Origin of the sequence: Stenotrophomonas nitritireducens, from assembly GCF_001700965.1 — a bacterium.
In the GTDB taxonomy this organism is placed as follows: domain Bacteria; phylum Pseudomonadota; class Gammaproteobacteria; order Xanthomonadales; family Xanthomonadaceae; genus Stenotrophomonas; species Stenotrophomonas nitritireducens_A.
Genome location: NZ_CP016756.1, coordinates 2,785,829 through 2,798,140 on the forward strand (window position 1 = coordinate 2,785,829; position 12,312 = coordinate 2,798,140).

Below are 12,312 nucleotides of genomic sequence, written 5' to 3' on the forward strand. Positions count from 1 at the left end.
GGCGCAAGGAGGCCGCTTCATGAGCTACAGCAGCAAACCGCCGTTACCCACCGTTACTCTGGGTCGCGCCCGCAGGCTTCGTCGTAATTTGACCGACGCCGAGCGCAAGCTCTGGAACCGGTTGAGGAACGGCCAGCTGTGTGGGTTGAAGTTTCGCAGACAGCATCCGGTTCCGCCGTACATCGTGGATTTCTACTGTGAAGCCAGGCGACTGGTGGTGGAATTGGACGGCTCGCAACACAATGAAGTCGTTGATCGGGTGCGCACTCGGTTTCTTGAGCAGCAGGGTTTGATCGTTCTGCGCTTCTGGGACAACGATGTGCTGCTGCAGGTGGATGCGGTGCTGGAAGCCATTTTGATGATGGCTGAAAGCCTCACCCACACCCCAACCCCTCTCCCGGAGGGAGAAGGGCTTTAAGCGGCAATGCTTCAGCTCTTACCCTCACCCCAACCCCTCTCCCGGAGGGAGAGGGGCTTTGAACGCAACAACACAGGCAGGTTTGTGATGGTCAGCAACGCTTATCAATCCGGCTTCGGTAATGAATTCGCCACCGAGGCTGTGCCCGGCACCTTGCCGGTGGGTCGCAATTCGCCGCAGCAGGTGGCGCACGGGCTGTATGCCGAACAGCTGACCGGCACCGCCTTCACCGCGCCGCGTGGCAGCAATCGCCGCAGCTGGCTGTACCGCATCCGCCCGGCGGCGATGCACGGTGAATTCACCCCGTTCGAGCAGCCGCATCTGCACAGCGACTTCAGCCACGCCGCGGCCTCGCCCAACCAGCTGCGCTGGGACCCGTTGCCACTGCCGGCCGCGCCCACCGATTTCATCGATGGCCTGTACACGATGGGTGGCAACGGCTCGGCCGAAGCCCATGCCGGTGCCGGCATCCACCTGTACGCGGCCAATGCAGACATGCGCGGGCGCTATTTCTACAACGCCGACGGCGAGTTGTTGATCGTGCCGCAGCTGGGCCGGCTGCGCCTGCGTACCGAGATGGGCCTGATCGAAATCGAGCCGCAGCAGATCGCGGTGATTCCGCGCGGTGTGCGCTTCGCGGTGGAACTGCCTGATGGCCAGGCGCGCGGCTATGTGTGCGAGAACTTCGGCGCGCTGTTGAAGCTGCCCGACCTCGGCCCGATCGGTAGCAACGGCCTGGCCAATCCGCGTGACTTCGAAACCCCGGTCGCTGCCTACGAAGACCTCGACGGTCAGTTCGAGCTGGTCGCCAAGTTCCAGGGCCGGCTGTGGCGGGCGGACATCGGCCACTCGCCGCTGGACGTGGTGGGCTGGCACGGCAACTACGCCCCGTACCGCTACGACCTGCGCAATTTCAACACCATCGGCTCGATCAGCTACGACCATCCGGATCCGTCGATCTTCCTGGTGCTGCATTCGGCCAGCGACACGCCGGGCACCAGCAACCTGGATTTCGTGATCTTTCCGCCGCGTTGGCTGGTGGCGCAGAACACCTTCCGCCCGCCGTGGTTCCACCGCAACATCGCCAGCGAGTTCATGGGCCTGATCCACGGTGCCTACGACGCCAAGGCCGAGGGCTTCGTGCCGGGCGGCGCGTCGATACACAACTGCATGACCGGCCATGGCCCGGATGCGGCGACCTTCGACAAGGCCTCGCAGGCCGACCTGTCCAAGCCCGATGTGATCAAGGACACCATGGCCTTCATGTTCGAAACCCGTGGCGTGATCCGCCCGACCGAACAGGCAATGCAGGCCGCACACCGCCAACGTGGCTACCAGGCCTGCTGGAGCGGGCTGCGCAACAACTTCACCCCGCCCAAGGGCTGAGTCAGGCCGGCAGCGGTGCTGCTTCCAGCACCGCTGTCAGATGCGCCTCGGGCAGCACTTCCTGCAGGCGCCCGCGCACGCGCTCGGTGTAGCCCGGCGAGGTCATCGCCGGCAGGTGGCTGAGCGCCAGTTTCAGTGCATTGACCGTATCGCCTTCCTCGCGCGCTGCCTGCAACAGCTTGTGCAGCTGGGCGGCGGTGGGATTGCGCTGCAATGCCAGGATATCCAGCACATAGATGCGCGCGGCGACCATCGAGCGCCGCCGTTCCACGGGCGCCTGCGGGCTCAAGGGGGAGGGCACTGCGGCGTGTGGCTCCAACTTGGGGGGCGGATCGGCCGCCTGTGCTTTTACGGCCGGCGCAATGGGTGCTTCCACCTGCAGATAGCCATCGCGTTGCAGCTGCGCGATGAGCTCGGGGACATCATTGCCGAGCATGCCGCGCAGTTCGGCCAGGCTGCGCTTGCCATCGCAAAGGATCAGCGCCCGCCGTTGGCGCAGGTCCAGCGCGGCACGGTGTGTCTGCAGCACGGTGTGGCCAAGTTCGGTCTTGTGCGGATGCATGGGCGGTGGGCACGGGCGACGTAGGCGCCCAGCCTGTCGGCAACAGGTGAAACCCCGATGACAGCGCCTTCGCGCGCGGCGCGAGGGCTTGCCGCTAGACTCGGCCCCGGACCTGCCTGGAGCCACTGCATGAATCGCATCACCTTGCCGACCGCCCTGTTCGCCGTGCTGTTGCTGGCAGCCTGCCAGCGCACGCCACCTGCCGAGCCGGTTGCGGCCGCGCCTGCCGCCACCCCGGCGCCAGCACCGGAACCCGCCGAGCCCGCTCCCAGCGCCGTGGCGGCCAGCGATGCCGACTGGCAGGGCTACGGCGCCGCGCAACTGGGCACCGATGCCGAACAGCTGCGTGCCGCCTGGAGCGCCGAGTTGCAGGGCGACGCGGCTGCCGACGGCGGCTGCTATTACCTGTCGCCCGGTGCGCACACCGAGGGCGGGCCGTTCTTCATGCTGGAAGGCGGCCGCTTTGTCCGCTATGACGTGCGCGGTGGCGATACCGCAGCGCCGGGTGGCGGCAGGATCGGCATGGATCTGGCGCAGCTGCAGGCGCTTTACCCGCAGGCCGAGCCGGTGCAGCCGCACAAGTACGTGGCCGACGGCAAGGTCCTGCGGGTAACCGCCACCGATGGCAGCCAGGGCGCGCTGGTGTTCGAGCTGGGTGCCGATGGCAAGGCCACGACATGGCGGGTAGGCCTCCCGCCACAGGTGGATTACGTGGAAGGCTGCGGCTGATACCCTGCTGCGGCACCGGGCGGTAGCGTGGGCATCGCCCCCGCCACCGCCGTCATCAACGCCGGGAGTCAGCTGCAATGTTCGAAGCTTTCATATGGTTTGTACTGGGGCTGGTACTGCTGGCCTTGGGCGGCGACTCCATCGTCAAGGCCGCCTCCGGCCTGGCCCAGCGTTTCGGTGCCTCGCCGTTCGTCGCCGGCCTGCTGCTGGTGGCCTTCGGCACCTCGCTGCCGGAACTGGTGGTCAACGCCCGTGCATTCGCGGTGGGCGCGCAGGAACTGGCACTGGGCAATGCGGTCGGCAGCAACATCGTCAATGTTGGCCTGACCCTGGGCCTGGCGGCGCTGGCGTACCCGCTGGTCGTGCGCACCCGCCTGCTCTCGCCATTGCTGGTGCTGCTGGCGGTCGCAACGCTGGCACTGATCGTGTTCGGCCTGGACGGTGCGATCAACCGCATCGAAGGCATCGTGTTGCTGCTGGGTTTTGTCGGCGTGCTGGCCTTCCTGCTCAAACGCGCACGGCATGAGCCGGTGGCGTTGCAGGAAAGCATCATCAACTACGCCACCACCCGCACCGGCCTGGGTTTGAACCTGATCCGCCTGGCCATCGCCGCAGTGGTGCTGTATTACGGCGCCCGCTTCGTGGTGCAGTCTGCCCCGGTGATCGGTGCGGGCTGGGGCATGTCGCCGCTGTTGGCCGGCCTGCTGCCGGTGGCCATCGGCACCGCCTTGCCGGAAGTGGCCGCCGCCGTTGCCGCCGCACGACGCGGCCAGGGTGACATGGTGGTGGGCCACGTGATCGGCTCCAGCCTGTTCAATGTGCTGGTGGTGATTGGTGGGATGGCGGCACTGCGGCCAATGCCGTTGCCGGCTTCGTTCGTGCGGCTGGAACTGCCGGCGGCGATCGTGTTCGTGCTCATGCTGTACCCGATGCTGCGCGGCGACCTGAAGGTCAGCCGTGGCGAGGGCGCGGTGTTGTTTGTTGCCTTCCTGGCCTGGGTGGGGCTGGAGCTGGCGTTGTTCGCCGTGTAGGAGCGGCGTCAGCCGCGAAGCCACTGCAACAGCGGCGGCAACGTGTCATGCAATTGCATCCCGGTCGACGCTTTGGTTTGCGCTGGCTTCGCGGCTGACGCCGCTCTTACGGGCTTTTCTGCTCGTCTTTCGGCGGCTCTGGGCGGCTTTCCATCATCAGCGACAGTGCCGCCTTGGCCATCAGGTGGGCGCTGATCGGTGCGGTGATGAACAGGAATACGGTGATCAGCAGCTCGCGCGGCTGTGGGTCCTGGCCGAGGAAGATGTGGTACGCCACCGAGCACACCAGCACGCAGCCCACGCCCAGAGTGCTGGCCTTGGTGGGTGCATGCAGGCGCTTGAAGAAATCGGAGAAGCGCACCAGCCCGAGCGCGCCGACCAGGATGAAGAAGCAGCCAAAGGCCAGCAGCGCCGACAATGCAATCTGCAGGAAAGTAATCATTCGACGATATCCCTGCGCAGCACGAACTTGCTCAGCACCACCGTGCTGCAGAAACCCAGCATGGCGATGATCAGGGCAGCCTCGAAATAGATGGCCGAGTCCAGGTACATGCCGAACAGCATCAGCTCGGCGATGGCGGTGACCGACAAGGTGTCCAGCGCCAGGATGCGGTCCGGCACGGTGGGGCCGCGCAACAGGCGCCACAAGCCCAGCAGCATGGCGATGCCGACCACGTGCATGCAGACCACCAGGGTGGTTTCGAATATCTGGTAACCGTTCACGGGAAGATCTCCATCAGCGGCGCTTCGTAGCGGCTCTTGATCTCGTTGATCAGGGCGTTGGCATCTTCCAGGTGCAGCACATGCACCAGCAGATGGCGGCGGTCCTCGGACAGCGCCGCCGATACCGTGCCCGGGGTCAGGGTGATGAAGCTGGTCAGCGCGGCGATACCGTGGATGTTGGCGATATCCAGCGGCACCCAGATGAAACCGGGTTTGAGCTTGTGCTCCGGCCCCAGCACCTGGGCGGCCACGCGCAGGTTGGACACCAGGATGTCCCACAGCACCACCACGATCAGCTTGGGCACCGGCCGCAGCGTGCCCAGGCGGGCGAACTCGCGGTCCAGGCGCGCGGCGAACAAGGGGATCACCACGCCCAGCAGCAGGCCCAGCACCAGCTGGCCAAGGTCGAAGCTGGCCGACATCACCATCCAGAACGCAACCACGGTGATCGACAGGGCCGGCGAGGGGAATACCCGGCGCAGCAAGGGACGACGTTCGCTCATGGCTGCCTCACCTGCGGCGCGGTGCCGCGTACATCGTGCAGGTATTGGTCCGGTGCCAGCAGCTGTGCGGCGATGGCGTCGGTCTGGCGCATCAACGGCGCGGCGAACACGCTCATCAGCACCACGTAGCCGAGCAGCAGGCAGGTGGCGGTGGTTTCAAAGGGACGCGCTGGTGCATCCACGGGTTCGGGGTCCGGAACGGCGGCGTCATCATCGCCGGGCACGCGCCAGAACAGGCGGATGCCGGTACGCGCCAGGCCCATGATCACCAGCAGGCTGCTGCCCAGTACTGCGGCCCAGACCACGGCGGTATGCGCGTCGGGCACGGCCGACAGCAATGCCGCCTTGGCCAGGAAACCGGCCAGTGGCGGCAACCCGGCCACTGCTACCGCGCCGACCAGGAACAGCAGGCCCGGCACGGTCCGGCTCGGCAGTACGGCGACAAGCTCATGCTCGCGGCGGCGGTCGGCCTGCACGCGCCGGCGGCGCATCAGGTCGGCGATCAGGAACAGCGCAGCGGCGGCGAAGGTGCTGTGCGGCAGGTAATACAGGCCGGCGGAAATGGTACCGGCATTGCCCAGCGCGAAAGCGATGAACAGCGTCGCCGCCGAGACCACCACCAGGTAGGCCACCAGCACGCTCATGCGGGTGGCTGCCAGCGCACCCAGTGCACCAACCACCAAGGTGGCGATGCCGGCCCATAGCAGCCAGTCGCTGCCATAGCCGCTCATCGCGCCGGCGTCGGCATCGAACCACAGCGAGGTCACCCGCAGCACCGAGTACAGGCCAACCTTGGTCATGATTACGAACAGCGCGGCCACCGCCGCCGGTGCGCGTGCATAGGATTCGGGCAGCCACAGGTACATCGGCAGCAGCGCCGCCTTGGAGCAGAACACCAGCAGCAGCAAGCCCAATGCGGCCTTGGCCAGCTTCAGGTGCGAGGGCGGCAGCTCGGCCACGCGCTGGCCGATCTCGGCCATGTTCAACGAGCCCAGGGTGGCATAGAGCATGCCCAGCGCGATCAGGAACAGGGTCGAGGCGGTGACGTTGAACACCACGTAATGCAGGCCGATGCGCATGCGCAGGCCACGCCCGCCGGACAGCAACAGGCCGTAGGAGGCGATCAGCATCACCTCGAAGAAGACGAAAAGGTTGAAGATGTCGCCGGTCAGGAAGGCACCGTTGAGGCCGACCAGCTGGAACTGGAACAGCGCATGGAAGTGCGGTGCGCGCCGGTCCCACCCGGTGCAGGCGTACAACAGGCAGGGGATGGCCAATAGCAGGGTGGTGGCCAGCATCCAGCCGGCCAGGCCATCGGCCACCAGGGCGATGCCCAGCCGTGCCGGCCAGTCACCCAGTAGATAGGCCGAGATCTGGCCCTGGCTGGTCTGCGCGACCAGCAATGCCACTGCTACCGCCAGCGCCGCCATGCTGGCCCAGGCCACGCTGCGCTGCACCTTGGGGCCATAGCGGCGGTGTTCAATGAAAAGGGACAGTGCGGCGCCGAGCAGCGGAATCAGGATCGGCAGGATCACCAGATGGTTCATGCGCCGGCTCCCGGCTTGGCCGCATCGTCAGCCGGCAACTCGGGCTCGTGGGCGTCCACATGATCGCTGTTGTTGTCGCTGCGGCTGCGCATGGCCAGCACGATGCTCACCGCGGTCATCGCAAAGGCGATCACGATGGCGGTCAGCACCAGCGCCTGCGGCAATGGGTCGGTGTAATGGGCCAGGCTGGTGGCCACGCCATCCTTGAGCACCGGCGCCTTGCCGATCACCGGCCGGCCGGCGCTGAAGATCAGCAGGTTGGTGGCGTAGGACAGGAAGGTCATGCCCAGGATCACGTCGAAGCTGCGCGCACGCAGCAACAGGTAGATGCCGATGCCGGCCAGTACGCCGATGGCGCTTGCCAGTGCCAGTTCCATCAGTGCATCTCCCCGGTGCGTGCCGAACGGCGGTGGATATCGATTTCGCCATTGCGGGCATTGCGGGTGCGCGAGGGCTTGATGGTGCCCATCATCGACAGGATCAGCATCACCCCGCCGAACACCACCAGGTACACGCCGGTATCAAAACCAATGGCGCTGGCCAGCGGCACGGTGCCGATCAAGGGCAGCTCCAGGTCCAGGTGGCCACTGGTCAGGAACGGCACGCCGAACAGCATCGAGGCCGCGCCACTGAGCAGGGCGATCAACAGGCCCAGGCCGATGCAGCGGATGTAGTCGAAGCCGAAGCGCGACTCCACCGACACGGTGCCTTGAATCACGTACTGGATCAGCAGCGGCACCGCCAATACCAGGCCGGCGATGAAGCCACCGCCCGGCGCGTTGTGGCCGCGCAGGAACAGGAAGATCGACACCGTCAGGGTCAGCGGGAACATGATCTGGGCCAGATCGGCCGGCACCGGCAGCTTGATCGGCGGGCCCGGCATGATCTGTTCCGGTGCCATCCGCGTGCGTCGCAACATGGCGTGCACCACCAGCGCGGCGATGCCGAACACGGTGATCTCACCGAAGGTATCGAAACCACGGAAGTCGACCAGGATCACGTTGACCACGTTGTGACCGTAGGCCTCGGGCAGCGAACGCAGCAGCATTTCGCCGGACATGGTGTTGGGCGGCAGGGTCATCAGCGAATAGGCCAGCGCGGCGATGCCGCCGCCCGCGATCACCGCGAGCAGCGCATCGCGGCGCTTGCGCCAGCGCGAGTGCTCCGGCGGTGACTGCGTCGGCAGGTAGTTCATGCCCAGCAGCATCAGCGCCAGCGTCACCATCTCCACCATCAGCTGGGTCAGGGCAAGATCCGGGGCCGACAGGAATACGAAGGTCAGCGCCACCATCAGCCCGGTGCCGCCCATCACGATCACCGCCAGCAGGCGCTGCTGGTAGAGGAACAGGCCGGCAAACGCGCAGGCCAGCATCACCAGCCACAGCGTCCAGCCCAGCAGCGGCATCGACTGCGGTGCCGGCCAGACCGGCATGGCCGGGTTGGCCATGTACGGTGCGGCGGCCACGATCACCGCCACCAGCACCAGCGCAAACAGCATGCGCTGCAGGCTGCCGTTGGCCAGTGCGGTGGTGACGCGGTGGGCGAAGCCGAACAGCAGGTCCAGCGCGCGGTGGAACAGATGCTTGCCGGTGGGCCGGTTGCGCGCCGCGTACAGGTCGGTGAAACGACGCAGGCCGAAGTACAGCGCAACACCGCCGACCACGCCGACCGCACTCATCGCTAACGGCAGATTGAAGCCATGCCACACCGACAGGCTGTACGCCGGCATCGCGGTGCCGAGGATGGAAGCGGCCGCCGTTTGAAGTACCGGCGCGATGGTCAGCGCCGGGGCAATGCCCACCGCCAGGCAGATCACCACCAGCACTTCCACCGGCACCTTCATCCAGCGCGGCGGCTCATGCGGCACCACGTCGATGTCGAGCGGGCCCTTGCCGAAGAAGGTGTCGTGCACGAAGCGCAGGCTGTAGGCCACGCCGAGCACGCCGGCGAGCAGGGCGGCGGCGCTCATTGCCGAGCGCATCCAGTCCGGGCCCTGCGTGGCGAGTGCTTCGGCGAACAGCATTTCCTTGGACAGGAAGCCGTTGAGCAGCGGGATGCCGGCCATGGCCAGCGAGGCGACGATGGCCAGTGCGCTGGTGATTGGCATCAGCTTGCGCAGGCCACCGAGCCTGCGCATGTCGCGGGTGCCGGTCTCATGGTCGATGATGCCGGCGGCCATGAACAGCGAGGCCTTGAAGGTGGCGTGGTTGAGGATATGGAACACGCCGGCGACCACCGCCATCGGCGTGGACAGGCCGAACAGCAGGGTGATCAGGCCCAGGTGCGAGATTGTCGAATAGGCCAGCAGGCCTTTGAGATCATGCTGGAAGATCGCATTCCAGGCGCCGACCAGCAGCGTGATCGCACCGATGCCGCTGACCACGTAGAAGAACAGTTCGGTGCCAGCCAGGGCCGGGTGCAGGCGCGCCAGCAGGAACACGCCGGCCTTCACCATGGTGGCCGAGTGCAGATAGGCCGACACCGGGGTGGGCGCGGCCATCGCCTGCGGTAGCCAGAAGTGGAACGGGAACTGCGCGCTCTTGGTGAAGATACCGGCCAGCACCAGCAACAGTGCCCACGGGTACAAGGCGCTGGCGCGGATCAGGTCACCGGAGGCCAGCACCACGTCCAAATCAAAACTGCCGACGATGCGCCCGATCAGCAGCACGCCGGCCAGCAGCGCCAGGCCACCACCGCCGGTGACGATCAAGGCCATGCGGGCACCTTCGCGGGCGTCCTTGCGGTGCGACCAGAAGCCGATCAGCAGGAACGAGCTGATGCTGGTCAGTTCCCAGAACACCATCAGCAGCAGCAGGTTGCCGGCCAGCACCATGCCGAGCATCGCGCCCATGAACAGCAGCAGGTAGCTGTAGAAGCGGCGCGCGCTGTCCTTGGCCGACAGGTAGTAGTGCGCGTACAGCACCACCAGCGCACCGATGCCCAACACCAGGCCGGTGAACATCCAGGCCAAGCCATCCAGGCGCAGGCTGAAGTCCAGGCCGATCTGCGGCAGCCATTGCCAGCTGTTGCGGATCACCTCGCCATCGATCACCGCCGGCGTCACGCTGCCCAGCAGGGCTAGGCCCAGCACGGGTGCGGCTGCGGCCAGGCATGCGGCTGCACCACGTGACAGGCGGCCTGTCAGGGCAATGGCCGCTGCCAACAGAAAGGGCAGCGCAAGCAGCAGCAACAGGACTGGCGTCATGTAGGGCGCGGTTCAGAAAGGGGTTTTGCAGTCTAACAGGCGATTTTTTCGATCCGCGACTTTTTATGAATGATCCGTTCGGGTTAGATCGCTCAAGCCAATGCTGTCAGTGGCTGCGGCCGGTAAACGTGAAAATGCGACCTTGTGGCTAGCGGCCGGGGCTCCCTCCGATCCGCTGGAGCGGGCCGACAGCGTGTAGGAGCGGCGTAAGCCGCGAAGCAGGCAATGCCGGAACCACCAAGGTAGAGCCGAGCCATGCTCGGCTGAAGCTTTACCGGTGACGCCGCTTGCCGAGCGTGGCTCGGCACTACAGGGCCGCGTCGCTCTGTTTGTAGGAGCGGCGTAAGCCGCGAAGCAGGCAATGCCGGAACCACCAAGGTAGAGCCGAGCCATGCTCGGCTGAAGCTTTCCCGGTGACGCCGCTTGCCGAGCATGGCTCGGCACTACAGGCCGCGCCGCTTTATTTGTAGGAGCGGCGTAAGCCGCGAAGCAGGTAATGCCGGAACCACCAAGGTAGAGCCGAGCCATGCTCGGCTGAAGCTTTCCCGGTGACGCCGCTTGCCGAGCATGGCTCGGCACTACAGGGCCGCGCCGCTCCCACAGAATGACGGCTCAGTCGCGCTGGCGGCTGCGGAATCAGGTGAGGCTTGGCCTATCTTTCCCTCAATGGAGAACGACATTCCCGCGGCAGGTGCAAGGGATGTCTCTGCGCGCTCAGTAACGCCATCCAAACTGCCGGAACAGCTTGGCCAGCACCCAGATCGGGCCGATCAGCAGATAGGTCAGGTCGGTGAGGAAGCTGGGGCGGCGGCCTTCGATCTTGTGGCCGATGAACTGCGCTATCCATGCCACCACGAATACGCCGATGGCGATGTACAGCAGCATCTGGATGCCTAGCCGGTCTTCCAACAGGCGGCAGATGCAGCCGAACACGAAGAAGATGATCAGCATGCCGATGCCCAGCGGGCGCGACAGGCGGTTGTAATAGGCCCAGGTGCCGAACATGGCGAATGCGGCCCAGATGCCATGCTGGAACCACGGCACCAAGGGTGGAATGCACCACAGCAGGGCAATCACCGACCACAGGATCGCGGGTACCGCGAACACGTGAATGGCCTGGTTGGTGTGGTTGACGTGATCGCCGGAGTAGCTGGCGAAGTAACGATCCACCGGTCGCGCAATACTCATTCCACGTCCCTCCCGGGTTGAGCGGCAGAGCATAGCGCGGCTTCCCTACGGATGCGCACGGTGGCCGTGCGCATCCGTGATGGGCGGCGCGATCAGTCGACGCTGATGCCTGCCAGCTTGTCCAGCGCCTCGGCGTACTTGGCGCGGGTGCGCTCGATCACCTCGGCCGGCAGCGCCGGGCCCGGGGCGGTCTTGTCCCAGTCCAGCGTCTCCAGGTAGTCGCGCACGAACTGCTTGTCGTAGCTGGGCGGGCTGATGCCCACCTGGTATTCGTCAGCCGGCCAGTAACGCGAGGAGTCCGGGGTCAGCATCTCGTCCATGATGTACAGACGGCCGTCGGCGTCGGTGCCGAACTCGAACTTGGTGTCAGCCAGCAGGATGCCGCGCTCGGCTGCGTATTCGGCAGCGAACTTGTAGATGCGCAGCGTTGCATCGCGCACCTTTTCAGCCATGTCCGCACCCACCGCCTTGACCATCGCATCGAAATCGATGTTCTCGTCGTGGTCGCCCACCGCCGCCTTGGTGGACGGGGTGAAGATGGCTTCGGGCAGCTTCTCAGCCTGCTGCAGGCCGTCGGGCAGGGCGATGCCGCTGATCTTGCCGGTGCGCTGGTAGTCCTTCCAGCCGCTGCCGATCACATAGCCGCGGGCAATGGCTTCCACCGGTACCGGCTTGAGCTTCTTGGTCACCACCGCACGCTTGGCATACAGCGCCGGGTCCACGCCTTCGGGCAGCACGCTGGCCACGTCGATGCCGGTCAGGTGGTTGGGCATCAGGTGCGCGGTCTTGGCGAACCAGAAGTTGGACACCTGGCACAGCATCTCGCCCTTGCCCGGGATCGGGTCGGGCAGCACCACGTCGAACGCCGACAGGCGATCGGTGGCAACCATCAACAGGTATTCGCCCGGGGGAGTACCGGCTGGCAGACGTTCGCGCGGGATATCAAACACATCACGCACCTTGCCGCGATGGCGCAAGGGCAGGCCGGGAAGATCGGATTGCAACAGCGTGGTCGGCACG

13 protein-coding genes are annotated in these 12,312 nt (G+C 65.9%); 4 read left to right on the forward strand and 9 right to left on the reverse strand.

The genetic code is table 11. The features are described 5' to 3' along the window. The first annotated feature begins 19 nt into the window (after positions 1 to 19). Complete coding sequence (locus BCV67_RS11705; protein ID WP_062170187.1) at positions 20 to 418, forward strand: endonuclease domain-containing protein; 399 nt, start codon at positions 20 to 22, stop codon at positions 416 to 418. An 87-nt stretch (positions 419 to 505) separates the two neighbouring features. Further along, complete coding sequence (gene hmgA / locus BCV67_RS11710) at positions 506 to 1,804, forward strand: homogentisate 1,2-dioxygenase (protein ID WP_062170185.1); 1,299 nt, start codon at positions 506 to 508, stop codon at positions 1,802 to 1,804. Between the two features lies 1 nt (position 1,805). Here hmgA and BCV67_RS11715 read toward each other — a convergent pair whose 3' ends face one another. After that, entirely contained in the window at positions 1,806 to 2,366 is a 561-nt protein-coding gene (locus BCV67_RS11715) for a hypothetical protein (protein WP_062170183.1), read from the reverse strand. A gap of 129 nt (positions 2,367 to 2,495) precedes the next feature. Between BCV67_RS11715 and BCV67_RS11720 the strand changes: the two genes are divergently transcribed. Beyond that, the gene (locus BCV67_RS11720) at positions 2,496 to 3,095 is read left to right on the forward strand and encodes a hypothetical protein (RefSeq protein ID WP_062170181.1); all 600 of its coding nucleotides are present in this window, start codon (positions 2,496 to 2,498) and stop codon (positions 3,093 to 3,095) included. A 77-nt stretch (positions 3,096 to 3,172) separates the two neighbouring features. Further along, positions 3,173 to 4,126 carry a calcium/sodium antiporter gene (locus BCV67_RS11725; RefSeq protein ID WP_062170179.1) on the forward strand — a complete coding sequence of 318 codons (954 nt, stop codon included), beginning with the start codon at positions 3,173 to 3,175 and terminating at the stop codon, positions 4,124 to 4,126. Positions 4,127 to 4,232: 106 nt separating this feature from the next. Here BCV67_RS11725 and BCV67_RS11730 read toward each other — a convergent pair whose 3' ends face one another. The 8 genes from BCV67_RS11730 to BCV67_RS11765 form a co-directional block, all read right to left on the reverse strand. Next, entirely contained in the window at positions 4,233 to 4,568 is a 336-nt protein-coding gene (locus tag BCV67_RS11730) for a Na+/H+ antiporter subunit G (protein ID WP_062170177.1), read from the reverse strand. Then, positions 4,565 to 4,807 (reverse strand): K+/H+ antiporter subunit F, encoded by a 243-nt coding sequence (locus tag BCV67_RS11735; RefSeq protein WP_231732514.1) that lies wholly within the window; start codon positions 4,805 to 4,807, stop codon positions 4,565 to 4,567. The genes BCV67_RS11730 and BCV67_RS11735 overlap by 4 nt, the downstream gene beginning before the upstream one ends. Before the next feature lie 38 nt (positions 4,808 to 4,845). Further along, positions 4,846 to 5,352, reverse strand: coding sequence for a Na+/H+ antiporter subunit E (locus BCV67_RS11740; RefSeq protein ID WP_062170173.1), 507 nt, complete (start codon positions 5,350 to 5,352; stop codon positions 4,846 to 4,848). Further along, positions 5,349 to 6,899, reverse strand: coding sequence for a monovalent cation/H+ antiporter subunit D (locus tag BCV67_RS11745; protein ID WP_062170171.1), 1,551 nt, complete (start codon positions 6,897 to 6,899; stop codon positions 5,349 to 5,351). Before BCV67_RS11745 ends, BCV67_RS11740 begins: the two co-directional genes overlap by 4 nt. Beyond that, positions 6,896 to 7,276, reverse strand: a complete 381-nt coding sequence (locus BCV67_RS11750) for a Na+/H+ antiporter subunit C (protein ID WP_057626447.1) — start codon at positions 7,274 to 7,276, stop codon at positions 6,896 to 6,898. Before BCV67_RS11750 ends, BCV67_RS11745 begins: the two co-directional genes overlap by 4 nt. Next, on the reverse strand, positions 7,276 to 10,104 hold the full coding sequence (locus tag BCV67_RS11755) for a monovalent cation/H+ antiporter subunit A (RefSeq protein ID WP_062170169.1): 2,829 nt from the start codon (positions 10,102 to 10,104) through the stop codon (positions 7,276 to 7,278). Before BCV67_RS11755 ends, BCV67_RS11750 begins: the two co-directional genes overlap by 1 nt. Before the next feature lie 714 nt (positions 10,105 to 10,818). After that, positions 10,819 to 11,292, reverse strand: a complete 474-nt coding sequence (locus BCV67_RS11760; protein WP_057626445.1) for a DUF962 domain-containing protein — start codon at positions 11,290 to 11,292, stop codon at positions 10,819 to 10,821. Between the two features lie 92 nt (positions 11,293 to 11,384). Then, positions 11,385 to 12,311, reverse strand: a complete 927-nt coding sequence (locus BCV67_RS11765; RefSeq protein ID WP_057626444.1) for a phosphoribosylaminoimidazolesuccinocarboxamide synthase — start codon at positions 12,309 to 12,311, stop codon at positions 11,385 to 11,387. Position 12,312 lies beyond the last annotated feature (1 nt).

What these genes read in the sequence shown, in the direction of transcription:
- BCV67_RS11730 (WP_062170177.1), bottom strand. Translation starts at nt 4,568, where the DNA reads ATGATTACTTTCCTGCAGATTGCATTGTCGGCGCTGCTGGCCTTTGGC.
- hmgA (WP_062170185.1), top strand. Translation starts at nt 506, where the DNA reads ATGGTCAGCAACGCTTATCAATCCGGCTTCGGTAATGAATTCGCCACC.
- BCV67_RS11750 (WP_057626447.1), bottom strand. Translation starts at nt 7,276, where the DNA reads ATGGAACTGGCACTGGCAAGCGCCATCGGCGTACTGGCCGGCATCGGC.
- BCV67_RS11705 (WP_062170187.1), top strand. Translation starts at nt 20, where the DNA reads ATGAGCTACAGCAGCAAACCGCCGTTACCCACCGTTACTCTGGGTCGC.
- BCV67_RS11720 (WP_062170181.1), top strand. Translation starts at nt 2,496, where the DNA reads ATGAATCGCATCACCTTGCCGACCGCCCTGTTCGCCGTGCTGTTGCTG.
- BCV67_RS11760 (WP_057626445.1), bottom strand. Translation starts at nt 11,292, where the DNA reads ATGAGTATTGCGCGACCGGTGGATCGTTACTTCGCCAGCTACTCCGGC.
- BCV67_RS11745 (WP_062170171.1), bottom strand. Translation starts at nt 6,899, where the DNA reads ATGAACCATCTGGTGATCCTGCCGATCCTGATTCCGCTGCTCGGCGCC.
- BCV67_RS11755 (WP_062170169.1), bottom strand. Translation starts at nt 10,104, where the DNA reads ATGACGCCAGTCCTGTTGCTGCTGCTTGCGCTGCCCTTTCTGTTGGCA.
- BCV67_RS11715 (WP_062170183.1), bottom strand. Translation starts at nt 2,366, where the DNA reads ATGCATCCGCACAAGACCGAACTTGGCCACACCGTGCTGCAGACACAC.
- BCV67_RS11740 (WP_062170173.1), bottom strand. Translation starts at nt 5,352, where the DNA reads ATGAGCGAACGTCGTCCCTTGCTGCGCCGGGTATTCCCCTCGCCGGCC.
- BCV67_RS11725 (WP_062170179.1), top strand. Translation starts at nt 3,173, where the DNA reads ATGTTCGAAGCTTTCATATGGTTTGTACTGGGGCTGGTACTGCTGGCC.
- BCV67_RS11735 (WP_231732514.1), bottom strand. Translation starts at nt 4,807, where the DNA reads ATGCACGTGGTCGGCATCGCCATGCTGCTGGGCTTGTGGCGCCTGTTG.